A 25,456-nucleotide genomic window follows, 5' to 3' on the forward strand; every position below is an offset into this window, starting at 1 on the left:
CCGAAGATAAGGCATCGCTTGGCAACAGGAGAAGACGATGGCGGACTGGGTTAGCGGCAAAGTGACAAAAGTGGAGTACTGGACGGACGCCTTGTTCAGTTTATACGTGCGGGCGCCTGTTCATCCGTTTACCGCCGGGCAATTTACCAAGCTCGGGCTGGAAATCGACGGCGAACGCGTGCAGCGCGCCTACTCCTACGTCAACGCCCCCGGCAATCCCGACCTCGAGTTCTATTTGGTCACCGTCCCGGAAGGCAAGCTGAGCCCGCGTCTGGCGTCGCTGAAGCCGGGCGATGAAGTCCTGGTGGTGAGTGAAGCGGCAGGTTTCTTCGTCCTCGAGGAGGTACCGGATTGCGATACCCTGTGGATGCTGGCGACCGGCACTGCGCTGGGGCCGTACCTGTCAATTTTGCAGGAAGGCAAGGACCTTGAGCGCTTTAATAACCTGGTGCTGGTCCACGCCGTCCGCTACGCCGCGGACCTGAGCTATCTGCCGCTAATGCGCGAACTGGAGCAGCGCTATGCCGGCAAACTCCGTATTCAGACGGTGGTCAGCCGCGAAACCGTGGAAGGCTCGCTGACCGGCCGGGTGCCGTTTCTGATTGAAACCGGCGCGCTGGAAGAGGCCGTCGGCCTGCCGATGACCACCGACACCAGCCATGTGATGCTGTGCGGCAACCCGCAAATGGTGCGCGATACCCAACAGCTGTTAAAAGAGACCCGGCAGATGACCAAACATCTGCGTCGCCGGCCGGGCCATATGACGGCGGAGCACTACTGGTAATCAGGCGTCCGCTTTCCAGCGCACGTCCTGGGTCTCCTTGCCGAACTTATTCTCGCCCTGGGTGCCGACAAACGCCCCCAGGTCGATCAGCATCATGACGATAATCAGCGTTGGCACAAAGCGCCCGACGCCCCACTGCCAGACCTGCGGCAACATCGCCCAGTTCCCCGCCAGCAGCATCCACGCCAGAACCATCAGCAGCGCCCACAGCCCGGATTTGCCGCGATCGTGCAGTCGCTTGACCACCACCGCCGCCGTCGGCCACAGCAGGCAGACGATAATAAACGCCGCCGTCTGCAGGTTGAGCAGATTGCTGCCTGCCAGGGTAAACAAGGCGCTCATGGTCACCAGCCAGATGGCAATCCAGATCCAGAAATCGCGGCGGCCAATGCGCCCTTTAATTGAGAATAACCACTGCTGTAGGGTCATGCGTTTTTCCTTATCATCATCGTCTGCGTAGTTTACCCTGGCGTCGTGACTTTTTGACAAGCGCCGCGCTTCCCGATTTAATCGTCAGCAGGCAAAAAAAGGAACGACGGGCATGAAGAAGTGGACAATTTTGTGGTTAAGTGGGCTGATGGGCCTTGCCGTCGGCCCGCACGCGTTGTCCGCAGAGAGCGAATCGACGACCGCGGCAGCGCCCTACCTGCTCGCCGGCGCGCCGAGCTTTGACCAGTCGATCAGTCAGTTCCGCGAGAAATTCAACGCCGATAACCCAAAGCTGCCTCTGAACGAATTCCGTTCCATCGCCACCAGTCGCGATCGGGCTAACCTGACCCGCGCCGCCAGCAAAATTAACGAAAATCTCTATGCCTCCACCGCGCTGGAGCGCGGCACGCTGAAGATCAAATCCATGCAGATCACCTGGCTGCCGATCCAGGGGCCGGAGCAAAAGGCGGCCAGGACCAAAGCGCTGGAGTATATGAGCGCCATGATCCGCGCCTTCGTGCCGACTTTTAGCCAGGCGCAAAGCCAGCAAAAACTGCAGAAACTGCTGGCCGCCGGCAAGGGCAAGCGCTACTTCGCCGATACCGAAGGCGCCGTGCGCTATGTGGTGGCAGATCATGGGGAAAAGGGCCTGACCTTCGCCATTGAACCGATTAAGCTGGCGCTATCTGAAACGCTGGAAGGTAACAATAAATGACAAAAAGCAAAGCCTTTCCAGTGACGAGTCTCTATACTGTTTCACAGACCATGCTGCCCTCTGGGGCGGCTATATTCCTTAATTCGCTTAAGTAGCGTGGAGAATTAAAATGCGACATCCTTTAGTGATGGGTAACTGGAAACTGAACGGCAGCCGCCACATGGTAAACGAACTGGTTGCGAACCTGCGTACCGAGCTGGCTGGCGTAAGCGGCTGTGCAGTTGCCATCGCCCCGCCGGAAATGTATCTGGACCTGGCTAAGCGCGCGGCAGAAGGCAGCCACATTCACCTGGGCGCGCAGAACGTTGACGTGAACCTGTCCGGCGCATTCACCGGTGAAACCTCCGCCGAAATGCTGAAAGATATCGGCGCGCAGTACATCATCATCGGCCACTCCGAGCGTCGTACCTACCACAAAGAATCCGACGAGCTGATCGCGAAGAAATTCGCCGTGCTGAAAGAGCAGGGTCTGACCCCGGTTCTGTGCATCGGTGAAACCGAAGCCGAAAACGAAGCGGGCAAAACGGAAGAAGTTTGCGCACGTCAGATCGACGCCGTGCTGAAAACCCAGGGCGCTGCCGCTTTCGAAGGCGTGGTTATCGCTTACGAACCAGTATGGGCTATCGGTACCGGCAAATCAGCGACCCCGGCTCAGGCGCAGGCGGTGCACAAATTCATCCGTGACCACATTGCTAAAGCTGACGCCAAAATCGCTGAGCAAGTGATCATCCAGTACGGCGGTTCCGTTAACGCTGGCAACGCCGCAGAGCTGTTCACCCAGCCGGACATCGACGGCGCGCTGGTTGGCGGCGCCTCCCTGAAAGCTGACGCTTTCGCGGTGATCGTTAAAGCAGCAGAAGCAGCGAAAAAAGCGTAATTCGCTTTTCCCGGTGGCGACACGCGACCGGGTTGACTGACAAAACGTGGGAGCCCGGCCTAGCACAGCGCAAGCCGGGCTTTCTTTTGCCGTTACAGTTTCCCCAACAGCTGATACCAGGCGTAGTCCAGCGGCAGTAAAATCAGATAACTCACCGCCGCCAGCGCCAGACACAGTTGCATCCCCGCCCTCGCCGGGACCTTGCCTAACCCCATCGCCACCACGATCGGCGACGCCTGATAGGGCAGCAGCGGCGTGGAATAGCCCAGCACCTGAATCATAATCACGCTTAGCAGCGGAAAACCGGTGGCGTCGGCAAAGCTCTGGGCAAAGGTGGTATACAGCGCCGGCACGCCGTTGGCGGTCATAATAAAGTTCAGCGCGCTGGTTATCCCGGTCAGGGCGAGAAAGCTGGTGAAAGGATTGTCTTTATCCAGGGGCATCACCTGCAGCAGCGCATTGCCCACTGCGCCGCCAATCCCGGTTTGGGTGACGGCGATCGCTAGCCCCAGAATCCCGGCGACGTAAATGCAGGTGCGCATATTCACCCCGCTGGCAAACTCCTCGCCGTTGATAAAGCCCACCCGCGGCAGCAGCGTGATCACAGCCGCCGCCAGGCCGGTCCACGCCGGGCCGACGCCGTGCCAGCTCTCGGTCACCCATAGCGAGAGGACCACCGCCAGCAGCCACGCCAGACGTTTCTCGTCGCGGCTCATCGGCGGCAGCGGCGCCAGGTCGCGCGGTGGATGCGGCTTGCCGGGAAAAAGCCAGCAAATCAGCGCCACCAGCACCGCCCCTTTCAGCCAGCCAAGCACCGGCGTATGCAGCAGTAAATAGGGAACATAATTCAGATGGATACCGTACGAGCCTTCCGCCGCGCCACTCATCACCAGATTCGGCACGTTGGCGGGCAAAATCGTCGCTGACAGCTGAAAGGTGCCGAACCCCACCGCCAGCGCCAGGCCGAACCAGCCGCGGCTGCCGTCGGCAATGCCCGCGCGGCGGGCCATCGCCGCCACGATCGGCATCAGCAGCGCGATGCGCCCCATGTTGGAGGGCATCACGAACGCCAGGGCGTAGCTCAGGAGTACCACGCTGGCGACCATCCGCGGCCAGGAGTCGGTGAGCCTGGCCGACAGCGCCTGCGCCGCCCGGTCCGCCAGTCCGGTTTTACGGATGGCGATGCCGAGCACAAAGCCGCTGAACACCAGCCAGAACGCCGAAGAGGCAAAGCCGCCGAAGATCACCTCCGGCGGAGCGATTTTCGCCATCATTGCCGCTGCGAAGAACAGCAGCGCGGTGATAAATTCCGGCAGCAGCGACGTCGCCCAGAGCACGATGGTGACGCCGACAATCAATGAAGGAAGGAACAGCGGGTGGGTAAGCCAGAGCGACATGCCTGTCTCCTGTCGTTTTTTTCAGCAAGAATACGACGACAGGTAAGACAGGTAAACGCCAGAACTAGTGGTTTGCGTTAAGGATGGCGCAGCGATGATCCTGAATTTCTTCCGCTGAAGCCCGGTTCAGGGTCAGCAGGTTACGCTCCGTCGCCAGCAGCACCAGCGAGCCGTCGCTCTGTTGCGCCATTGCCAGCGCGAAGCGTCCCATATGCTGGCGCGCCTCCGGCACCTCTTCCGCCAGCATCAGGAACGGGCTACGCTGGGCCAGCTCCGCCTCCGTCACCCGGCGCGCCAGGTATTCGTGGCCCTGAAGCCCGCCCGGTAACGGCAGCCAGCGGCTGCTGATCGCTGCGGCATCCTTATCTAACTGCACGCGCACATCGGGGCGCAGGCAGGAGATATGAATATGGAAATGGTTTTGCGTACGTCCACTGCGCGAGTTGATCGCCAGCGATACCGCGTTATCAGGAACCGGCGCGCCGTGGCGCTGGCTCATGATTTCACGCCCCTGCCAGGCCTGCCAGAAAAAGTTCGGCGTCAACGGATCCAGCAGCAGCGGGCTTTCGGTGCCGTTGATGCGGTAGGTCGGCATCAGCAAATACTGCAGCGGGCCGTTACGGTCTTTAAACAGCACATAGCCGCCCTTGAGGTTCACTTCCGCGCACGGCGACGGGTTTTGCTGCTGTTGCTGATGGGGTACGCACTGCTGCAGGACAATCTTGCGTAATGCGTCCGGGTTGCCAGAGTGCAGCCAGTAGTAGCCGCCCGCCAGCGCCGCGAGGATCGCCACCAGCAGCGCCAGCAAAAAGTATCTTACTCTTCTCATTTTCATTCCCTGTTAAGCCTGAAGCGGAAGAGTAGCGTAATTTGATGACTAAATGAAAACAGATGGTGGACGGGGCGTTGTCCCGGGTGGCGGCTGACGCCTTACCCGGGCTACGCACCGCGCAAAACTATAGCCCTGCTAAGCGTAGCGCAAGCAGGGACAAGAGAATTAACGCTGGCTAATCTGGTCGAAGGTGCCGCCGTTGGAGAAGTGCTCTTTCTGCGCTTTCGTCCAGCCGCCGAACTCCTGATCGATGGTAAACAGCTTCAGTTTCGGGAATTCGTTAGCATATTTCTTCGCCACATTCGGATCGCGCGGGCGGTAGAAGTTCTTCGCCGCAATCTCCTGGCCTTCCGGCGAGTAGAGATACTTCAGGTACGCTTCCGCCACCTGGCGCGTGCCTTTCTTATCCACCACTTTGTCGACCACCGAGACGGTCGGCTCAGCCAGAATCGACTCACTTGGGGTCACGATTTCAAACTTGTCTTTGCCCAGTTCGTTGGTCGCCAGCAGCGCTTCGTTTTCCCAGGCGATCAGTACGTCGCCGATGCCGCGTTCTACGAAGGTATTGGTCGAACCGCGCGCGCCGGAGTCCAGCACTTCCACGTTTTTATACAGCGCCTTGACGAATTCCTGGGCTTTCGCCTGGTCGCCGTGATTCTGATGCAGGGCATAGCCCCAGGCCGCCAGGTAGTTCCAGCGGGCGCCGCCGGAGCTTTTCGGGTTCGGGGTAATGACCGACACGCCCGGTTTGATCAGATCGTTCCAGTCATGGATCTGTTTCGGATTGCCCTTGCGGACGAGGAACACGATGGTGGAGGTATACGGCGCAGAGTTATCCGGCAGGCGTTTCAGCCAGTTTTTATCGATGCGGCCGCGTTCGGCAATAGCGTCGACATCGTAGGCCAGCGCCAGCGTGACCACATCCGCTTCAATACCGTTAATCACCGAGGTCGCCTGTTTGCCAGAGCCACCATGCGACTGGCGGATCACCACGTTGTCGCCGGTCTCCTGCTTCCAGTGTGCGCTAAACGCTTTGTTGTACTGTTCGTACAGCTCGCGCGTTGGATCATAAGATACGTTTAATAGCTGAATGTCTTTTGCCAGAACGCTGGCGGATGCCAGCAACAGAGTTAACCCTACGCCCCACTTATTCATCGCACCGCTCTCTTTATGTGTGTTGTGATGGGTTAAGCGTGCCAGAAAGCGATTCAATGATTAAAGAATAAAAAAAGATTGGCTATAACTTGCGGATATAAAGACGCGAGTAAGGATGACCCCCTCCCGGGCGGGAGAGGGCGCGAAGCGATTAGACTTCTTCCATGCGACCCAGCAGCGCCTGCAGACGTTCCTGCCAGCCCTGCTGCTGCTCTTTCAGCTGGCTGTTTTCGCGCTCCAGCTCTTCACGACCATGCTGCGCGCTCTGAACTTCCTGCACCAGGGTGTTGTTCTTTTCTTTCAGCTCTTCGATTTCCATCTGCAACAGAGTGATGGTATCAATCGCCTGCTGAACCTTAGATTCTAATTTCTCAAACACTTCTAATGACATCGTCATACCTCTCCTGAACTTGCAAGGCGTTGATAGAAACTCGTGTTTCGTATACGCGGTCCCGCCTTAACGAAAATTAGCGCACATAGCGGTGTTATCGTCGATTGTATGAATCCCCGCCGCCCCTGTCCAGCGGCAAGCCGCGTAGATTGCGGTTTGCAACACTTTTCAGTCTTTACCTGGTGCTTTCAGCGCAGTTCGCTCGTAGTTCATGGGTCAATGTTAATTTTATGGTTAACAAAATGCGTGGTGAAACGCTCCGGCAGCGCTCTCGATGCGCGCAAATGGCGCGAAAACGCTCATTTTCTTGACGAGGTACACACATTTGAAGTTCGATATTTCTCGTTTTTGCTCGTTAACGATAAATTAACACTATGCCTACATGGCAATATGGTCGTCTGTGACCACCCTACATACAATAATCATCACCACGCTTCAGGATTCGATTATGAGCCAAACATCAACCTTAAAAGGCCAGTGCATCGCAGAGTTCCTCGGTACCGGGTTGTTGATCTTTTTCGGCGTTGGGTGCGTGGCTGCGCTCAAGGTCGCGGGAGCCAGCTTCGGACAATGGGAAATCAGCATCATCTGGGGTCTGGGCGTCGCCATGGCGATCTACCTGACCGCCGGGGTCTCCGGTGCGCACCTTAACCCAGCGGTGACTATCGCGCTGTGGCTGTTCGCCTGCTTCGAAGGCCGCAAAGTGGTTCCTTTTATTATTTCGCAATTCGCTGGCGCCTTTTGCGCTGCGGCATTAGTTTACGGGCTTTACTACAATCTTTTCCTCGATTATGAAACCACCCACCATATGATTCGCGGCAGCGTGGAAAGCCTCGATCTGGCCGGCATTTTCTCCACTTACCCGAACCCGCACATCAATTTTGTGCAGGCCTTCGCGGTAGAGATGGTGATTACCGCTATCCTGATGGGCGTCATCCTGGCGCTGACCGACGATGGCAACGGCATACCGCGCGGCCCGCTGGCCCCTCTGCTGATTGGCCTGCTGATTGCGGTGATTGGCGCCTCCATGGGACCGCTGACCGGCTTCGCCATGAACCCGGCGCGTGACATCGGCCCGAAAGCCTTCGCCTGGCTGGCGGGGTGGGGTGACGTCGCCTTCACCGGCGGCAAAGATATTCCTTATTTCCTGGTGCCGCTGTGCGCACCGGTGGTCGGCGCGGCGCTGGGCGCATTCAGCTATCGTAAGCTGATTGGCCGTCACCTGCCTTGCGACACCTGCGTGGAGGAAGAGCAACAGAGCCCCTCCTCTTCCACCGCTCAACATAAAGCTTCGCTGTAATCTGACTACGGGACACCGACTATGACCGACAAAAAATATATCGTTGCGCTTGACCAGGGCACTACCAGCTCCCGGGCCGTTGTGATGGATCATGATGCCAATATCGTCAGCGTCTCCCAGCGAGAATTTGAACAAATTTATCCTAAGCCAGGCTGGGTCGAACACGACCCGATGGAAATCTGGGCTTCCCAAAGCTCGACGCTGGTCGAAGCGCTGGCCAAAGCGGATATCAACTCCGATCAGATCGCGGCCATCGGCATCACCAATCAGCGTGAGACCGTGGTGGTGTGGGAGCGAGAGACCGGTAAACCCATCTACAACGCTATCGTCTGGCAGTGCCGCCGTACCGCGGAGATCTGCGAGCAGCTCAAGCGTGACGGGATGGAAGAGTATATCCGCAAGGCCACAGGCCTGGTGGTGGACCCGTACTTCTCCGGCACCAAGGTGAAATGGATCCTCGACCATGTCGAAGGTTCCCGTGAGCGTGCGAAGCGCGGCGAGCTGCTGTTCGGCACCGTTGACACCTGGCTTATCTGGAAGATGACCCAGGGCCGCGTGCACGTCACCGACTACACCAACGCCTCGCGTACCATGCTGTTCAACATTCACGACCTCGACTGGGACGACAAGATGCTCGACGCGCTGGACATTCCGCGCGCCATGCTGCCGGAAGTGCGCAAGTCTTCCGAAGTGTACGGCCAGACCAACATCGGTGGTAAAGGCGGGACCCGTATTCCTATCGCCGGGATCGCCGGTGACCAGCAGGCGGCCCTGTTCGGCCAGCTGTGCGTCAAAGAAGGGATGGCGAAAAACACCTACGGCACCGGCTGCTTTATGCTGATGAATACCGGCGAAAAAGCGGTCACCTCCACCCACGGTCTGCTGACCACCATCGCCTGCGGCCCGCGCGGCGAGGTGAACTACGCTCTGGAAGGGGCGGTGTTTATGGCCGGCGCGTCTATTCAGTGGCTGCGCGACGAGATGAAGCTCATCAGCGATGCCTTCGACTCCGAGTACTTCGCCACCAAAGTGAAGGATACCAACGGCGTATACGTGGTACCCGCGTTCACCGGTCTTGGCGCACCGTACTGGGACCCGTATGCCCGCGGCGCGATTTTCGGCCTCACCCGCGGCGTGAACTCCAACCACATTATCCGTGCGACGCTGGAGTCCATCGCCTTTCAGACCCGCGACGTGCTGGAAGCGATGCAGGCTGACTCCGGCATTCGTCTGCACGCCCTGCGCGTAGACGGCGGCGCGGTGGCTAACAACTTCCTGATGCAGTTCCAGTCCGATATCCTCGGCACCCGTGTCGAGCGTCCGGAAGTACGCGAAGTGACGGCGCTGGGCGCGGCCTATCTGGCCGGTCTGGCGGTCGGTTTCTGGCAGAATCTGGATGAACTGCAGGAGAAAGCGGTGATTGAGCGCGAATTCCGCCCGGGGATTGAAACTACTGAGCGTAACTATCGTTACAGCGGCTGGAAGAAAGCGGTGAAACGCGCGTTAGCGTGGGAAGAGCACGACGAAGCGTAAGATTGTGAAGTTATTCCCGGCTTGCGGCGTAAACGCCTGAGCCGGGCTACAAAACCCCAAACAGCACGATCTTGTAGCCCGGACAGGTGCGCAGCACCGCTTCCGGGTTTTTTATCAACCAAACATCGGCAGCAGCAGGTACAGCTTAATCACCAGCGCGTTGACGATATCGATAAAGAACGCCCCCACCATCGGCACTACCAGGAAGGCCATATGCGATGGCCCGAAACGGTCGGTAATCGCCTGCATATTGGCGATCGCCGTCGGCGTTGCCCCCAGGCCAAACCCGCAATGCCCGGCTGCCAGCACCGCGGCATCGTAGTTTTTGCCCATCATCCGATAGGTGACGAACACCGCATACAGCGCCATCGCCAGCGCCTGCACCGCCAGGATAATAATCATCGGCAGCGCCAGCGAGGCCAACTCCCACAGCTTGAGGCTCATCAGCGCCATGGCGAGGAACAGCGACAGGCTGACGTTGCCCAACACCGATACCGCGCGATCGAACACCCGATACAACCCCGCCAGCGCCAGGCTGTTGCTGAGGATCACGCCGATAAACAGCACGCAGACGAAGGTCGGCAGCTCGAAGACGCTCCCCGCCAGCAGTTGCGCAACCACCTTGCCCAGCGTCAGACAGATGGCGATCAGGGCGATACTTTCGATCAGCACCAGCGAGGTGATCACCCGCCCCACGTCCGGCTTTTCAAAGGCGGTTGGCGCCACCTGATCGTCCGGTGTCCCGTCCGGTGAGGAAGAGTGCTTCACCAGATAACGCGCCACCGGGCCGCCGATCAGGCCGCCCAGCACCAGGCCGAAAGTCGCGCAGGCCATCGCCACCTCGGTGGCGTTGGCAAAACCGTAGCGCTCAACGAACAGCTTACTCCACGCCGCCCCGGTGCCGTGGCCGCCGGATAAGGTAATCGACCCGGCCAGCAGACCCATTAGCGGATCCAGCCCCAGCAGCGTCGCCATGCCGATACCGAGGGCGTTCTGCAGCAGCAGCAGGCCAACCACCACGATCAGGAAAGTGCCCAGCACCTTGCCGCCGGCCCGCAGGCTGGCGAGGTTGGCGTTAAGACCGATGGTGGCGAAGAACGCCAGCATCAGCGGATCTTTCAGACTCATATCGAAATCAATTTCGATATCCATGCTTTTTTTCAGCGCCAGCAGCGCCAGCGCCACCAGCAGACCGCCGGCAACGGGTTCAGGAATAGTGTATTTCTTAAGGAAGGGAACGGTTTGTACGAGTTTTCTGCCGAGTAACAGCACGAGCGTTGCGGCAACGAGCGTCGATAAGGTATCGAGATGAAACATAAAAAGCTCCTTATGGGCGCATGATCCATTCACACGCGACGATATTCCTGGTGTCTTTAGCTTCTCATCATGAGGAGTCAGAGGGGGATTTTACGCAGAACGGCGGAAAAATTGACAGAAAAAGATATTTTGTATCCTGAATGATGCGATTTAGCATACAAAATGTTAATTATCTCGTTGCGCATATTCACGGTATAAATTTTTATGAGCAAACGCTGGCAAACGTTTGCTTTTGGTCTACAGTCCGATAAAATTCCCGCTTTGCCACCTTGGGATTGCTTGTGATGTCCGTTAACACCGCAGAGTCAGAAAATGCGCAACCGGTTGCGCATAAACCAGCCAGCGAATTAATCTACCGCCTCGAAGATCGCCCGCCGCTACCGCAAACCCTGTTCGCCGCCTTCCAGCACCTGCTGGCGATGTTTGTCGCGGTGATCACCCCGGCGCTGTTAATCTGCCAGGCTCTCGGTCTCCCGGCGCAAGATACCCAACATATCATCAGCATGTCGCTGTTCGCCTCCGGCGTCGCCTCTATTATTCAGATCAAAGCCTGGGGCCCGGTCGGCTCCGGACTGCTCTCCATCCAGGGCACCAGCTTCAACTTTGTCGCCCCGCTGATCATGGGCGGTACCGCCTTGAAAACCGGCGGCGCCGACGTCCCCACCATGATGGCCGCCCTCTTCGGCACCCTGATGCTGGCCAGCTGCACCGAAATGGTCCTCTCCCGGATCCTGCACCTGGCGCGCCGTATCATTACCCCGCTGGTTTCCGGCGTGGTGGTGATGATTATCGGCCTGTCGCTGATTCAGGTCGGACTGACCTCCATCGGCGGCGGCTACGCGGCGATGGCTGACCACACCTTTGGTGCGCCGAAAAATCTGCTGCTGGCGGGTATCGTGCTGGCGCTGATTATTATCCTCAACCGCCAGCGCAACCCGTACCTGCGCATCGCCTCGCTAGTGATTGCCATGGCTGCCGGTTATCTGGCGGCGTGGTTCCTCGATATGCTGCCAGCCAACACCGCCCCGACCAACAGCAGCCTCATCACCGTCCCGACGCCGCTCTATTATGGCCTCGGCATCGACTGGAGTCTGCTGCTGCCCCTGATGCTGGTGTTTATGATCACCTCCCTGGAAACCATCGGCGATATCACCGCCACCTCCGACGTCTCCGAACAGCCGGTCTCGGGTCCGCTGTATATGAAGCGCCTGAAAGGCGGCGTGCTGGCTAACGGCCTGAACTCCTTCGTTTCCGCGGTCTTCAACACCTTCCCGAACTCCTGCTTCGGCCAGAACAACGGCGTGATCCAACTGACCGGGGTCGCCAGCCGCTACGTCGGCTTTGTGGTCGCCCTGATGCTGATCGTCCTCGGCCTGTTCCCGGCGGTGAGCGGCTTTGTCCAGCATATCCCTGAGCCAGTGCTCGGCGGCGCCACGCTGGTGATGTTCGGCACCATCGCCGCGTCCGGCGTGCGCATCGTCTCCCGTGAACCGCTGAACCGTCGAGCGATCCTGATTATCGCTCTGTCGCTGGCGGTAGGCCTCGGCGTGTCGCAGCAGCCGCTGATCCTGCAGTTCGCCCCGGACTGGCTGAAAAACCTGCTTTCCTCCGGGATTGCCGCCGGCGGTATCACGGCGATTGTTCTGAATTTAATTTTCCCGCCAGAAAAGGCGTGATCTCATGCGTTCCCGGTCGCGCATCGGCCGGGACGTCCTCCAACCACCTGCCCCATCACGGAAATAAACCACGCCTGCCTTGAGAAGTGCGCCTAAATCGGGCATAACACGGTGATGTGCATCTCACAGAATGGAAGACCATGAAATTTCTTGGAAAGCTGATTCTCTGGCTGCTAGTCGCTCTGCTGCTCGTCATTATTGGCGCGTGGTTCCTGCTGCAAACCCACTGGGGCGCCCGCCAGGCCAGCGCCTGGCTCAGCAATGGCACCGGCTGGCAGGTCTCCTTCGATGAGATGGAGCACGATTTCTCCTCCCCCCATCATGTGCAGTTGCGAAACGTCACCTTTGGTCGGGAAGGCAAGCCTGCCACTTTGGTGGCAAAAACGGTCGACATTGGCTTCAGCACCCGCCAGTTTAGCGATCCGCTGCATGCGGATGAGATAGTCCTTAACGACGGCACTCTGAATCTGTCACCCCACTCTGCAGACCTGCCGTTCGCTGCCGACCGGCTGATGTTGCGCAATATGGCTTTCAACAGCCCGGAAACCGGCTGGGCGCTCAGCGCGCAGCGCGTCACCGGCGGCGTCAGCCCATGGACGCCGGAGGCGGGCAATGTGCTGGGGAAAACGGCGCAGATCCAGATGAGCGCGGGCTCGATGACGCTCAATGGCGTCGAAGCCAGCAACGTTCTGATTCAGGGTAAGATTGATCAGGGCGAGGTCACCCTCTCCACCCTCGGCGCCGATGTCGCCCGCGGCACCTTAACCGGCAATGCCAAACGCAGCGCCGATGGCAGCTGGCGGGTGGATAACCTCCAGCTCAACGAGATTCGACTGCAGAGCCCCGCCTCGCTGGCCGAGTTTTTCGCGCCGTTAACCACGGTCCCCTCTCTGCAGATTGGCCGCCTGGACATCACCGACGCCCGCCTGCAGGGACCGGACTGGGCGGTAACCGACCTCGACCTGAGCCTGCGCAACCTGACCCTTAGCCACGGCGGCTGGCAGAGCGAGGACGGCACGCTGTCGATGAACGCCAGCGAATTTATCTACGGTTCGCTGCATCTTTTCGACCCGATCCTCAATGCCGAATTCTCTCCCCAGGGCATTGCGCTGCGCCAGTTCTCCTCGCGCTGGGAGGGCGGCATGGTGCGCACCTCCGGCAACTGGCTGCGCGCCGGGAACGCCCTGGTGCTCGACGATACCGCTTTCGCCGGACTGGAGTACACGCTGCCGGCGAACTGGAAACAGCTGTGGATGACGCCGCTGCCAGCCTGGCTGCAAAGCCTGACGCTGAAAAAATTCAGCGCCAGCCGCAATCTGATCATCGATGTGGACCCTGCTTTCCCGTGGCAAATTACCGCCCTCGATGGCTATGGCGGCGAGCTACAGCTGGTGAAAAACGGCAGCTGGGGAGTATGGAACGGCAGCGCGACGCTGAACGCCGCGGCGGCGACTTTCAACCGGATCGACGTGCGCCGCCCATCACTCAAACTGAACGCCACAGCCTCGACGGTCAATATCACTGAGCTTAGCGCCTTCACCGAGCGCGGCATTTTGCAGGCCACCGCCGCGGTATCCCAACTGCCGCAGCGCCAGGTCAATCTGAGCTTCAGCGGCCGCGGCGTGCCGCTGAATATTCTGCAGGCCTGGGGCTGGCCGTCGCTACCTATAAGCGGGGATGGCAATCTCCAGCTGACCGCCAGCGGCAGCGTGCAGGCCGATGCCCCGCTCAAACCGACGGTCAACGGGCAGCTCAGCGCCGTGAATATGGAGAAACAGCAGGTGGCGCAAATCATGCGCAACGGCGAGGTCAGCCCCGCCCCCGCCGCGCCAGCGCCCGCTCCCGTCACCCCATAGCGATGCCCCATTCCCCTCTCCTCTATGGGGAGAGGGATTGCTTCCCGGCAAAACTCCACTCTGACAACTCTCTCCCTTTCAGGGAGAGAGTTGGGGTGCGAGTCCTGAAACCTGTGCGCAATACGCGGCTATCTGTACCTATTTAGCGCAACAGGTTCCTTTCAAATATCAGAGTTGCTATAACCAAATCACTGGAAGTCGATAAAAAACCGCTCCCTGTACCTACAAAAATATAAAAGGATCAATCATGCCTGAAATACGTCAGCGTATTCTGGAGAATATGCAAAAATTCTCCCGGGCCATGATCGGCGCCGTATTGTTCTTGCCGGTCATTGGCTTAATTCTGGCCCTCAGTTCAGTATTAACTAATCCGACATTAATTGCTGAAACCAGTTTCTTACATCAGCTTGGGCAAATGCTCGGCGACACCTTTTGGCCTTTATTTGGCAACCTCGGCTTATTATTTTGCGTCGGCATAAGCTATGGCCTGGCAAAGGATAAAAAAACCGAAGTCGCACTGGTTTCAGTGATGTGCTTTATTATGTTTCTTGGCGCCAACCACTCCTGGCTGGAACACACCCATGGACTCGCCGAAAAAATTAACGGTGAATATTATGGCACCGGGCAAACCCAGCTGCTGGGCTTTGTGGTGGTGGATATGGGCGTTTTCCTGGGCATTATTCTCGGCTGCACGATTGCGTGGGTGCACAATAAAGTCTCTGCCATTGAGCTGCCTGGCGCGCTGTCGATGTACGGCGGCGCCAAGCTGACGCTGGTGGCGATGACGCCGGTGGTTATCTTCTACGCCATCGCCTTTACCTGGATTTGGCCCTTTATGACCCACGGCATCTCCGCCCTCACCGGTTTTATGAAAAATGCCGGGGTCGCCGGGGTCTTCGTCTATGGTTTCTTTGAAAAATTCCTTATCCCCACCGGCCTGCACCATTTCGTCTGGTCCCCCTTCCAGCTCACCCAGATTGGCGGCACGCTGAACGTGGATGGTCAGGTGGTCTCCGGCACCCAGGCCATATTCCTCGCCTATATGCGCCATCCCGACCTGACGCCGGTCATGAACGACGCATTACGTTTTTCGCAGCAAGGGATGACCACTATCTTTGGCCTGGCGGGCGCCTCGCTGGCGTTCTACCACACCGCGAAACCGGAGAAGAAAGCGATGGCGAAGGCGATTCTGCTACCGGCGATTATCACCTCGATGCTGACCGGCATCACCGAGCCGATTGAGTTCACCTTCTTATTTGTCTCACCGCTGCTGTGGGTGATCCACGCGACGTTAACCGCCGCCTCGCAGGCCATTTGCGACATATTCACCGTACGTCCCTGGGGAGCATCGGGCCTGATCGAGTTTCTGATCTATAACCTGCCGCTGCCGGTCTCCTTAACGCGCTGGCCGGGCTATGTCCTTATCGGTATCGGCCAGTTCGCCGTCTACTACGTGATTTTCCGCACCCTGGTGGTGAAGCTGAACCTGAAAACGCCGGGCCGGGAAGATGACGAGAACGTGAAGCTCTACAGCAAAGCAGAGTACCGCCAGAAAGTCGCGCAACCGCAGTCGGTCACCGATGACATTATCCGCGGCCTCGGGGGCAAGGAGAATATTCTCTCCGTCGATAATTGTTTTACTCGCCTGCGCGTGGCCGTGCGCGATATGGCGCGGGTTGATGACACGCAATTAAAAAATACCGGCGCCAACGGCGTCGTACGCAATCGAAATGAAGTTCAGGTTATTTATGGCGTCAAAGTGGGACAGGTACGTTCCCGGGTTGATAACTGGTTAGCAGAAAATTAATGAGGAGTATTTATGAAATTAACCGTATTAGGCGGGGGCGGCGTTCGCTCTGCATTTTTAGCGAAATCTCTGGCCTATAACGCTCACCGCATTGGTTTAACAGAAGTCGTTTTTCTCGATAACTCTGCTGATAATCTGGCGATATTTGGCGAAATTGCCCGCTATGTATTTAATACCATTCGCCCGGATATTCAGTTTAGTACCACCACCGACCCGGTCGCAGCGCTGCAGGACGCCAACTATATCATTACCACCCTGCGGGTTGGCGGCGATGAAAGCCGCATTCGCGACGAACGTATTGCGCTTGAGCATAACACTCTCGGCCAGGAGACCACCGGCGCCGGCGGTTTCGCGATGGCCATGCGCTCGATCCCGGCGATCCTTCGCTATTGCCGGCTGATCGAAGAACATGCCGCCGAAGACGCCATTCTGTTTAACTTTACCAACCCGTCAGGTCTGGTGACGGAAGCGATTATTAAGTCCGGCTTTAAGCGCCGGGTCTATGGGATCTGCGATGCCCCCTCCGAGCTGATTCGTGAACTGCCGGCGATCCTTGGCTGTGAGGAGCGCGACCTCAGCGTGGAATGCTATGGGCTGAACCATTTCTCCTGGTTTACCCACTTCACCGTCCGTGGGGAAGAAGTGACCGAACGGCTGATCGCCAGCCCGGAACTGTACCAGAAGACGGCGATGCAGTACTTCTCCCCGGAGCTGGTACGGCTTTGCGATAATCAACTCCTCAATGAATATCTCTATTATTACTACTATCGCGACGAGGCGCTGAAGGCGATTCAGGGGGCCGGCGAGACGCGCGGAGAGCAGATCGCCCGCATCAATCAGGAGATGCGCGAGGCGCTGCGCACCGTGGATGCCAGAACGCAACCGGAGGCCGCCTTCACCATCTGGATGCAGCATTACCTACGCCGGGAAAACAGCTATATGCAGAACGAATCCCGGCAGGAGAAATTCCACACCCGCGAACCGCTGACGCTGCGCCAGTTTATCGAAGAGCCGGACACCGGCGGCTATGCCGGAGTGGCGCTGGATATCTTGGAAGCGGTGAACAGCACCACCACCAAGCGGATCGTGGTGTCGATCCAGAATCACGACACGCTCGATTTTTTACGCCCGGACGACGTGATCGAGATCAGCTGCGACCTGAGCCGGGATGGCCTCAAGCCGGTGACGCCGGTGAAGGTACCGACGGCGCAGAAGAATATGATTGCCTGCGTGAAGGAGTATGAGCGGCTGGCGGTGGCGGCGATCCTGCAGCAGGATAAATCGCTGGCGGTGCGGGCGCTGATGGCGCACCCGCTGATCGGTTCCTATTCGCTGGCGAAAACCCTGGTCGAAGCCTATCTTGACGATGAGCAGTTCGCCGCCTGGCGGTAATCCGCTGCCGATGGGATTCCCCCGCTCGCACCGCGCTTAGCGGGGGCTAACTATTGCTACGTAGGCTGGTAAACCACATCTTCAATAGTCGCTCAAAGCCTAAGATGCAGTAGCCGAAAAACGGGTTGCTCCAGTAAATATCATCATCGAACTTCTGCGGGTCGTGAATAATAAACGCCGTATCCGCGGCCTGCGCCAGCGGGCTTTGGTAGTCGCCGGTAAAGCAGACCAGATTAATCTCCTTCCCCTCCAGGGCCTTAATCCAGTTGAGCGCCGAGCTGCTGCGCCCGGATTTAGAAATGATCCAGATGGAGTCGAAGCAGGCGGCGTTTTTCTGTTCGAGGATTTCGTAATCGGGCCACAGCGCCAGGCTGGCATTCACGCCGGTGACGAGAAACTTGTTGTAAATATACTGGGCGATCAGCTGTGAAAAGCCGCTGCCGTGGATCAGGATGCGCTGCTGTTTAAGGCTTGCCAGCAGCGGCGTCAGCGCTTCTTCCGGCTGAACGCTCATGTAGTCGATATCGTTGGTGACATCGAGCTTCGGCATGGTGATATTGAACTTGATAAAGTAAACCAGCTCCAGCCAGCCGCTGAACTTCAGTTTCTTTGCCAGCCGGACCAGGGAAGAGGGGTTGCTGTAGCACTGTTCGGCCACAGCGCGAACTCCCTGGCGGATACACTGCTCCGGGTCGTTCTGAATAAAGCGCAGCACGGTCATTTCCGTTTTGCTTAGCTTCACGTCACGAAAGATATTTTCTACGTCCATGGCGGGCTCCTCTCAGCGGCAGAATACGCTAACACCGTTCGACAACCGCGTCTGCGGCCTGAGTCACCACAATGAAATGAATGTTACTTTTTGTACAAAAATGGAATAAAAAAACCCTCTCCGCCTGGCGAAGAGGGCTGCTGCTGTTAACCTATTTACAACGTAATCGTCAGCGTATTGCCCTCGGCGCTCACCACCACGCCCAGTTCGCTACCGGTCTGCGTACCGCCCTGCACGCCCGCGACCTGCGGGATATTGCGCAGGCACAGCGTCCAGCCGCGGGCCTCGCCTTCGCCGCTCACAGCGATGGCGTTGCCCTGGCGCCTGGCCTTCAGGGTGAAGATCGTCGAGCCGTCTGCCGCCGGAACGTCACAGCGTGCCTCGCGTCCATCCTCAAGGTGGAACAGCTGGAAGGCGGTGCCCTCATGCCAGGCGTAATCCGGCTTCTGGTCATTGTTGCCCAGCGCCAGCAGGCTGTTGTCGCGAACGTAGACCGGCAGGCTCAGCGCATCGTGATGCTGCTTATGCCAGCGGCTACCCGGCAATTCATCGTTATGCCACAGATGCGTCCAGTGCCCTTCCGGCAGATAAAACTGCACTTCGCCGGCCTCGGAGAACACCGGCGCCACCAGGACCGAATCGCCCAGCATATACTGGCGGTCGAGATAGTCGCAGGCCGGATCGTCCGGAAACTCGAGCATCATCGCGCGCAGCATCGGCGTGCCGCACTCGTTGGCCAGCGCCGCCTGACGATAGAGATACGGCATCATGCGGCATTTCAGCTGCGTGAAGTGGCGCACCACGTCGCAGGACTCGTCATCGTAGGCCCATGGCACCCGATAGGATTTGCTGCCGTGCAGCCGGCTGTGGCTGGAGAGCAGGCCGAAGGCGCACCAGCGCTTGTAGACGTGGGCCGGCGCGGTGTTTTCGAAACCGCCGATATCGTGACTCCAGAAACCGAAGCCGGACATGCCGATCGACAGCCCGCCGCGCAGGCTTTCCGCCATCGATTCGTAGTTGGCGTAGCAGTCGCCGCCCCAGTGCACCGGGAACTGCTGCGCGCCCACCGAGGCGGAGCGGGCGAACAGCACCGCCTCCTGCTCGCCGACGGTCTCTTTCAGCACCTTCCACACCAGCTCGTTATAGATGAAGGCGTAGTGGTTGTGCATTTTCTGCGGATCGGAACCGTCAAACCACTGGACGTCGGTCGGGATACGCTCGCCAAAGTCGGTCTTGAAGCAATCGACCCCCATCGCCACCAGGCCTTTTAGTTTGTCAGCGTACCACTGGCGGGCTTCCGGATTGGTGAAGTCATAAATCGCCAGCCCCGGCTGCCACTTATCCCACTGCCACAGCGAACCGTCCGGACGCTTCAGCAGATAACCCTTCTCTTTCAGCTCTTTGAACACCGGCGAGCGCTGACCGATGTACGGGTTGATCCACACGCAGACCTTCAGCCCTTTCGCCTTCAGGCGCTTGATCATCCCTTCCGGGTCCGGGAAAGTTAGCGGATCCCATTCAAAATCGCACCACTGGAAGGCCTTCATCCAGAAGCAGTCGAAGTGGAAGACGTGCAGCGGCAGATGGCGCTCAGCCATGCCGTCGATAAAGCTATTCACCGTCGCTTCGTCATAGTTAGTGGTGAACGAGGTCGTCAGCCACAGACCAAACGACCATGCCGGCGGCAGCGCCGGGCGGCCGGTGAACTGCGTATAGCGGTTAAGCACCGCTTTCGGCGTCGGGCCGTCGATGACGAAGTACTCGAGGTATTCGCCTTCAACGCTGAACTGGACTTTAGAGACTTTCTCCGAGCCCACCTCGAAGGAGACGCGCTGCGGATGGTTGACCAGCACGCCGTAGCCGCGGTTGGTCAGATAGAACGGGATATTTTTGTAGGATTGCTCGGTGCTGGTGCCGCCGTCCTCGTTCCAGGTTTCTACCGTCTGGCCGTTGCGCACCAGGGCGGTAAAGCGCTCGCCGAGGCCGTAGACGGTTTCGCCGACGCCGAGGTCGAGGCGCTCAAACATGTAGTTGCGCTGGGTCTTACTATCCTGCACGTAGCCGTTGTTTTTTAGCTGGCTACCGGTGATACGCAGGCCGTCGCGCAGAAAATCCAGCGCCCAGAATTCGCCTTTAGTCACCCGCACGCTGAGGCTGCCGCTTTTCAGCTCGGCGAACCCGGCCGTATTTTCTATTTCGACATGGACGTCTTTCTGCACGTTCAGCGGATAGTGCGGGCCGTTATCCAGCGCGCCCTGGAAGTGCTCCATACGCACGCCGATTATCCCTTCCTGCGGCGAGAAAAAGCGCAGGGTGAACAATGGCGTATCCAGCTGCCAGGCGCGTTCGCGGACATCGCGCGGCGCGGCATAGACCACCATTTCATTCCCCTGCTGCTCCACCTCGTAAACCTGTACGGGTTGGATCAGGTTGAGCCCTGGTTGAATGAGCCAGTTTCCATCACTGATTTTCATTAAAACGTCCTCTTAGTTTTGCCATTCTTTGTCGATCGGGGCGGCGGTGAAATCTTGTTCGTTGCGACGCGCGCCCTCGGCCAGCTCGGCCATCATTTTTTTCAGGAACGGCGTTTTCAGCGTGTAGTAGCGTTTGGCGATCACCGCGCTCAGCAGGTAGCACACCGCCGGAACGAGGGTGAACAAGGCGATAATGATGGTGAGGGTGGCGCTGTTCTGGGTTTTAGCGGCGGCGTCATAGCCGCCGCCGGCCAGCATCCAGCCGATCAGCGCGCCGCCCAGCGCCAGCCCTAACTTGAGCACAAACAGGGTACCGGCGAAGCTGATGCCGGTCAGGCGTTTGCCGTTACACCATTCGCCGTAGTCGACGGTGTCGGACATCATTACCCACTGGATTGGCGTCACCAGCTGGTGCAGTACGCCAATGACGAAGATAAAGACAAACATGGTGATTTCGGCGTCCATCGGTACGAAGAACATCGCCACGCTGAGCACCGCCAGGAGGGCGTTGGTCCACCAGAAGACGCTGACTTTGCATTTCCAGTCGGTCAGCGGTTTCGCCAGCGCCGAGCCAATCAGGTTGCCGACGCAGTAGGTCGTGAGGAAGGCGGTGAACAGCGCCGCCGAGCCCATGATCCAGGTGGTGTAATACATCATCGCGCCGCCGCGAACGCAGACCGCGAGGATATTGAGGATGGTGAGCACGCCGACCACCCGCCACTGGTCATTGCGCCAGATATCGCGCAGGTCTTCACGCATCGAGGTACTGCTCGGCGGCGCTTCGACACGCTCTTTGGTGGTAAAGAAGCAGAAGGCCAGCATCAGGAAGGCAATCACCGACAGCACCGCGATGCCCCCCTGGAAGCCGAGCGCTTTGTCTTCGCCGCCGATAAAGTTGACCAGCGGCATCATCAGCACGGTGGAGAGCATGCCCCCCGCCGTCGCCAGCACGAAGCGCCAGGACTGCAGCGAAATGCGCTGCGTCGGGTTGTCGGTGATCACGCCGCCCAGCGCGCAGTAAGGGATATTCACCACGGTGTAGAGCAGGGTCAGCAGCGTGTAGGTCACGGCGGCGTAGATCAGCTTGCCGTTGTGGCTTAAATCCGGCGAGCTGTAGGCCAGCACGCAGACGAGGCCGAACGGGATAGCGCCGAAGAGGATCCATGGGCGGAACTTACCCCAGCGGCTGCGGGTACGGTCGGCAAGCAGACCCATACACGGGTCGGAAATCGCGTCCAGCGCGCGCGCCAGCAGGAACATGGTGCCGACAAAGCCGGCGGGGATACCAAAAATATCGGTGTAAAAAAACATCATGTACAACATGACGTTATCAAAAATAATGTGGCTGGCGGCATCACCCATGCCATAACCAATTTTCTCTTTGACGGACAAAATGTGATCTTTCATATGCGCACTATTCCCTTAGCGGCACCGAGGGTTGGTACCGGTTACGGTTTTTGTAAACCTTTGCCGCACTAAGATGAATTGCGATATCTCGTTATCAGATTACGTTTCTTGTTTTCTGTGATCGCGGTAGGGAATCAGGGAGTGAAAAAGTGTAACTCACGGATTTTGTGAGGATTTGTCCAGGACTGTTCTGTAAAGTCCAGTTTTAACAGTAAAAAAGTGCGTTTAGGTATGTGGTAAACGGCTGAAAGTAGCTATAATGCGCCCCGCCTCCATGTAGCAATCGAGGCGCGGAAGATCGTCATCTCCGGTGAGGTGGCTGGACTTCAAATCCAGTTGGGGCCGCCAGCGGTCCCGGGCAGGTTCAACTCCTGTGATCTTCCGCCAGTTTGCCCCTGCTCCCCCACAGCCACTCCCTACCAACCTGAGCCCCCCAAACTCATCATCCCAGCCAATCATTTTTATCCAAACCCTGCGTTATTTTGTCTCTCGCAAACCCGTTACACTGGCGCGGTGGCCGCGTGCCGTTAGCAACCGAAACAGGAGATCCATAATGACCCCCGAACTCAGACACTGTTTTTCCATTACCATCCAGGTTGATAAACCGATAATCGTCTCCCGCAGCCCGCAGACCGGTAAGCGCCAGCTGATCCCGATTGTCGGCGGCAGCGTCTCGGGTCAACTTCGCGGCCACGTATTACCCGGCGGCGTCGACAGCCAGATAATCGAACCCGACGGCACCTGCAGGCTGTCCGCCCGCTATGCCCTGCAGGTGGCGGAAGGCACGGTCTATGTGGAAAACAATGGCATCCGCCGGGTGCCGGCCCAGTATCATGACCAGCTTTTCGCCGACGATATGCGCTTTTTTAGCGATATTCCGCCAGAAGCCATCTATTTTCGCACCGTGCCCACCTTTGAGGTGGATGCTCCCGCGCTCAGCTGGCTAACCACCTCGCTGTTTATCTGCGCCGGTGGCCGGACCCAGGATGGGGTGATGCTCGACTTCTATCAGGTGGGCTGATTTTCACTTTCTGCATATAACTGTTATTGCCGTTAGCCCGTTTTTCCCCTCCCGGCAGCGGTCTACGATGGCTCCATCTTTTCATTCACCCGAATCACAGACCGGAGCAGTTATGAAAGCTATCGCCATTACTCAAGCCGCCGCTGACGGCAACAACATCCCTTCTTTAACCGAGATCGACCTGCCGATCCCCACCGCCCACGGGCGTGATCTACTGGTCGCTGTGAAGGCTATCTCGGTCAATCCGGTAGACACCAAAGTGCGCGCCGGCTTTCAGGGCGACACGCCGCGGGTGCTGGGCTGGGACGCCGTTGGCGTGGTGCAGTCCGTCGGTGAGGAAGTGACGCTGTTCGCGCCCGGGGACGAGGTCTGGTACGCCGGCGCGCTGGGCCGGGCCGGCAGCAACAGTGAATATCAGCTGGTGGATGAGCGCCTGGTGGCGCACAAACCGCGCACCCTCGATAATGCCTCCGCCGCCGCGCTGCCGCTGACGGCGATCACCGCCTGGGAGCTGCTGTTTCACCGTCTCGGCGTTGAGGAAGGCGGCAATGCGGGCGACACGCTGCTAATCGTCGGCGCGGCGGGCGGCGTGGGGTCTATCCTGACCCAGCTGGCCAGTAAACTGACCGCCATGACGGTGATCGGCACCGCCTCGCGTCCCGAGAGCCAGCAGTGGGTCCGCGAGGCGGGCGCGCACCATGTGATCGATCACAGCAAGCCGCTCGCCGACGAGCTGGCGCGCATTGGTATCACGTCGGTAACCCATGTCGCCAGCCTGACCAATACCGAGCAGCACTTCAACGCGCTGATCGACGCCCTCGCCCCGCAGGGCAAGCTGGCGCTGATTGATGACCCGGAGACCCTGGACGTGGTGCCGCTGAAAGCGAAAAGCCTGTCCCTGCACTGGGAATTTATGTTCACCCGTTCAATGTTTGAGACGGATGATATGATCGCCCAGCATCAGCTGCTCACCCGCGTGGCGGCGCTGATCGACAACCACACTATCAAAACCACCCTTGGCGAACACTACGGCGCCATCACCGCCGCCAATCTGCAGAAAGCGCATCGCCAGCTGGAAACCGGACGCGCCGTCGGCAAGATCGTGCTGGAGGGGTTTTAAGATGATATCGCTTATCGCCGTGCTCAAGGCGAAACCGGGCCAAACGGACGCCCTGCGTCAGGCCCTGCAGGCGCTGCTCCTGCCGACGAGACAGGAGCCGGGCAACCTCGACTATGCCCTGTTTCAGCTGCGCGACGCGCCGGACACCTTCTATATGCGCGAGGCGTGGCAGGGACAGGACGCCCTCGATGCCCATGTCGCGATGCCCTATTTTCAGGCGTTTATGACGCAGATGGAGTCTCTGCTGGCTGAGCCGCTGCGGCTGGACTTTCTGACGCCGGTTGAGCCTTAGCCCACCGGCTGACGAGGGGTGGGAAAATCACGCCCCTCCGCCGCGCGGGTTTAAAAGTGGGCGGGAAGCGTGCGGGTTATCTTTTCCAGCACCCCGCGATGGACCGTAATGTAACCACCTTTGCGCAGCTCTGCCAGAATCGACATAACACGGCTGCGCGACAGGTTGGTGCGGCGCTGTATAAAGCTTAACGCATTAATTTGGCGACGATACTCCTCCGGGTAGTCCGCCAGCTCTGTTAGCAGGGTTCGCACCATCGGATAAGAATCCACCCCCACCATCTCCTGCGAACGCATGCTCAACACCATCAGCCGCTGCGCCAGAACATGGGCCATCTCCTGCCACAGGTTTTGCGCATTGAGGATCTCGACCGCGGCCTGGTGTCCTATCCAGCGTCCGCGCAAATCTGTCTCAGCAAACAGAGAGCAGTGGTGTTTTTCCGGAATACCGTTAAAGACGCCGTAACCATCGATTAATCCCAATAGCGAAGGGGCAAATATCGTTGATATCACCATGTTGTTTTCCGCATGGCATAGCGAGGCAATCCCCTCTTCGAGCAGAATTAATCCGGATTCAGCCTGGGTCGGCGGAAAACGATAATAGGTCGATCGCGGCAGCGCAAAGGGTGAGCTGGCGGGCAGGAACGCAGATAACAGGGATTCCACCGCGAATAACGGCTTTGTCTGTCTTCCGTAGTAAAAAGACGGTAACGCCTGGTCAGTAGAGAGGCTGGCTGCAGGGATCGACATGGTTTTTATGCCATCAGGTCAGGTTGAAAAAGTGATTCGTTGAGAATCATAGTATCAACAGGTGAATTAACGAATAAAAGACAAGACGTTACGAGGATAAAAAGAGTGTAAGCATCATTATCTGCAATAACTATTTATCTCTATTTTACAGGAATAAAAAATA

Annotated in this window: 23 protein-coding genes and 1 tRNA gene; 13 read left to right on the top strand and 11 right to left on the bottom strand. The window is 58.3% G+C overall.

What is annotated here, in order from left to right; genetic code table 11:
* Positions 1 to 37 precede the first annotated feature (37 nt).
* Entirely contained in the window at positions 38 to 784 is a 747-nt protein-coding gene (locus KPHS_51680) for a ferredoxin-NADP reductase (RefSeq protein YP_005229468.1), read from the top strand.
* On the opposite strand, the gene KPHS_51690 is transcribed toward KPHS_51680, so the two are convergent.
* Positions 785 to 1,213 carry a DUF805 domain-containing protein gene (locus KPHS_51690; RefSeq protein YP_005229469.1) on the bottom strand — a complete coding sequence of 143 codons (429 nt, stop codon included), beginning with the start codon at positions 1,211 to 1,213 and terminating at the stop codon, positions 785 to 787.
* 112 nt (positions 1,214 to 1,325) lie between these two features.
* Between KPHS_51690 and KPHS_51700 the strand changes: the two genes are divergently transcribed.
* Both KPHS_51700 and KPHS_51710 read left to right on the top strand, forming a co-directional pair.
* Positions 1,326 to 1,928: a YiiQ family protein gene (locus tag KPHS_51700; RefSeq protein ID YP_005229470.1), complete on the top strand. Its 603-nt coding sequence runs from the start codon at positions 1,326 to 1,328 to the stop codon at positions 1,926 to 1,928.
* A 109-nt stretch (positions 1,929 to 2,037) separates the two neighbouring features.
* Positions 2,038 to 2,805 carry a triosephosphate isomerase gene (locus tag KPHS_51710; protein ID YP_005229471.1) on the top strand — a complete coding sequence of 256 codons (768 nt, stop codon included), beginning with the start codon at positions 2,038 to 2,040 and terminating at the stop codon, positions 2,803 to 2,805.
* A gap of 92 nt (positions 2,806 to 2,897) precedes the next feature.
* Here the strand turns inward: KPHS_51710 and KPHS_51720 are convergent, their stop codons facing one another.
* The 4 genes from KPHS_51720 to KPHS_51750 all read right to left on the bottom strand — a co-directional run bounded on the left by KPHS_51720 (position 2,898) and on the right by KPHS_51750 (position 6,580).
* Positions 2,898 to 4,202, bottom strand: coding sequence for a putative sodium/sulfate symporter (locus KPHS_51720; RefSeq protein ID YP_005229472.1), 1,305 nt, complete (start codon positions 4,200 to 4,202; stop codon positions 2,898 to 2,900).
* A gap of 64 nt (positions 4,203 to 4,266) precedes the next feature.
* Complete coding sequence (locus KPHS_51730; RefSeq protein YP_005229473.1) at positions 4,267 to 5,037, bottom strand: CDP-diacylglycerol pyrophosphatase; 771 nt, start codon at positions 5,035 to 5,037, stop codon at positions 4,267 to 4,269.
* A 162-nt stretch (positions 5,038 to 5,199) separates the two neighbouring features.
* Positions 5,200 to 6,189 (bottom strand): sulfate transporter subunit, encoded by a 990-nt coding sequence (locus KPHS_51740; RefSeq protein ID YP_005229474.1) that lies wholly within the window; start codon positions 6,187 to 6,189, stop codon positions 5,200 to 5,202.
* Between the two features lie 151 nt (positions 6,190 to 6,340).
* Positions 6,341 to 6,580, bottom strand: coding sequence for a septal ring assembly protein ZapB (locus tag KPHS_51750; RefSeq protein ID YP_005229475.1), 240 nt, complete (start codon positions 6,578 to 6,580; stop codon positions 6,341 to 6,343).
* 448 nt (positions 6,581 to 7,028) lie between these two features.
* Between KPHS_51750 and KPHS_51760 the strand changes: the two genes are divergently transcribed.
* Both KPHS_51760 and KPHS_51770 read left to right on the top strand, forming a co-directional pair.
* A complete protein-coding gene (locus tag KPHS_51760) occupies positions 7,029 to 7,880 on the top strand; it encodes an aquaglyceroporin (RefSeq protein ID YP_005229476.1) in 852 nt (283 codons plus the stop codon).
* A gap of 21 nt (positions 7,881 to 7,901) precedes the next feature.
* Positions 7,902 to 9,413: a glycerol kinase gene (locus KPHS_51770; protein ID YP_005229477.1), complete on the top strand. Its 1,512-nt coding sequence runs from the start codon at positions 7,902 to 7,904 to the stop codon at positions 9,411 to 9,413.
* Positions 9,414 to 9,527: 114 nt separating this feature from the next.
* Here the strand turns inward: KPHS_51770 and KPHS_51780 are convergent, their stop codons facing one another.
* Positions 9,528 to 10,730 (bottom strand): glutamate transport, encoded by a 1,203-nt coding sequence (locus KPHS_51780; protein ID YP_005229478.1) that lies wholly within the window; start codon positions 10,728 to 10,730, stop codon positions 9,528 to 9,530.
* A gap of 77 nt (positions 10,731 to 10,807) precedes the next feature.
* A complete protein-coding gene (locus KPHS_51790; protein YP_005229479.1) occupies positions 10,808 to 10,921 on the bottom strand; it encodes a hypothetical protein in 114 nt (37 codons plus the stop codon).
* A gap of 93 nt (positions 10,922 to 11,014) precedes the next feature.
* On the opposite strand from KPHS_51790, the gene KPHS_51800 reads away from it, so the two are divergent.
* From KPHS_51800 to KPHS_51830, 4 genes are all read left to right on the top strand, one after another.
* Positions 11,015 to 12,406 carry a putative purine/xanthine transport protein gene (locus tag KPHS_51800; protein YP_005229480.1) on the top strand — a complete coding sequence of 464 codons (1,392 nt, stop codon included), beginning with the start codon at positions 11,015 to 11,017 and terminating at the stop codon, positions 12,404 to 12,406.
* A gap of 140 nt (positions 12,407 to 12,546) precedes the next feature.
* On the top strand, positions 12,547 to 14,262 hold the full coding sequence (locus tag KPHS_51810; protein YP_005229481.1) for an AsmA family protein: 1,716 nt from the start codon (positions 12,547 to 12,549) through the stop codon (positions 14,260 to 14,262).
* A gap of 247 nt (positions 14,263 to 14,509) precedes the next feature.
* Positions 14,510 to 16,069: a PTS system phosphotransferase gene (locus KPHS_51820; RefSeq protein YP_005229482.1), complete on the top strand. Its 1,560-nt coding sequence runs from the start codon at positions 14,510 to 14,512 to the stop codon at positions 16,067 to 16,069.
* Positions 16,070 to 16,081: 12 nt separating this feature from the next.
* Positions 16,082 to 17,461, top strand: a complete 1,380-nt coding sequence (locus KPHS_51830) for a putative glycoside hydrolase (RefSeq protein YP_005229483.1) — start codon at positions 16,082 to 16,084, stop codon at positions 17,459 to 17,461.
* A 46-nt stretch (positions 17,462 to 17,507) separates the two neighbouring features.
* Here KPHS_51830 and KPHS_51840 read toward each other — a convergent pair whose 3' ends face one another.
* From KPHS_51840 to KPHS_51860, 3 genes are all read right to left on the bottom strand, one after another.
* A complete protein-coding gene (locus tag KPHS_51840) occupies positions 17,508 to 18,230 on the bottom strand; it encodes a MurR/RpiR family transcriptional regulator (RefSeq protein ID YP_005229484.1) in 723 nt (240 codons plus the stop codon).
* A 155-nt stretch (positions 18,231 to 18,385) separates the two neighbouring features.
* Positions 18,386 to 20,704 (bottom strand): alpha-xylosidase, encoded by a 2,319-nt coding sequence (locus KPHS_51850; RefSeq protein ID YP_005229485.1) that lies wholly within the window; start codon positions 20,702 to 20,704, stop codon positions 18,386 to 18,388.
* A gap of 12 nt (positions 20,705 to 20,716) precedes the next feature.
* Positions 20,717 to 22,111: a putative transporter gene (locus tag KPHS_51860; protein YP_005229486.1), complete on the bottom strand. Its 1,395-nt coding sequence runs from the start codon at positions 22,109 to 22,111 to the stop codon at positions 20,717 to 20,719.
* A gap of 292 nt (positions 22,112 to 22,403) precedes the next feature.
* Between KPHS_51860 and KPHS_t00560 the strand changes: the two genes are divergently transcribed.
* The 4 genes from KPHS_t00560 to KPHS_51890 all read left to right on the top strand — a co-directional run bounded on the left by KPHS_t00560 (position 22,404) and on the right by KPHS_51890 (position 24,544).
* Positions 22,404 to 22,494, top strand: a tRNA-Sec gene (locus tag KPHS_t00560).
* Positions 22,495 to 22,664: 170 nt separating this feature from the next.
* Positions 22,665 to 23,132, top strand: coding sequence for a DUF3237 domain-containing protein (locus KPHS_51870; protein ID YP_005229487.1), 468 nt, complete (start codon positions 22,665 to 22,667; stop codon positions 23,130 to 23,132).
* 112 nt (positions 23,133 to 23,244) lie between these two features.
* Complete coding sequence (locus tag KPHS_51880; RefSeq protein YP_005229488.1) at positions 23,245 to 24,252, top strand: bifunctional oxidoreductase/alginate lyase; 1,008 nt, start codon at positions 23,245 to 23,247, stop codon at positions 24,250 to 24,252.
* 1 nt (position 24,253) lies between these two features.
* Positions 24,254 to 24,544: an antibiotic biosynthesis monooxygenase gene (locus KPHS_51890; RefSeq protein YP_005229489.1), complete on the top strand. Its 291-nt coding sequence runs from the start codon at positions 24,254 to 24,256 to the stop codon at positions 24,542 to 24,544.
* 50 nt (positions 24,545 to 24,594) lie between these two features.
* Here the strand turns inward: KPHS_51890 and KPHS_51900 are convergent, their stop codons facing one another.
* Positions 24,595 to 25,293 carry a winged helix-turn-helix transcriptional regulator gene (locus KPHS_51900; RefSeq protein YP_005229490.1) on the bottom strand — a complete coding sequence of 233 codons (699 nt, stop codon included), beginning with the start codon at positions 25,291 to 25,293 and terminating at the stop codon, positions 24,595 to 24,597.
* Positions 25,294 to 25,456: the final 163 nt, after the last annotated feature.

Origin of the sequence: Klebsiella pneumoniae subsp. pneumoniae HS11286 (assembly GCF_000240185.1) — a bacterium.
GTDB lineage: Bacteria > Pseudomonadota > Gammaproteobacteria > Enterobacterales > Enterobacteriaceae > Klebsiella > Klebsiella pneumoniae.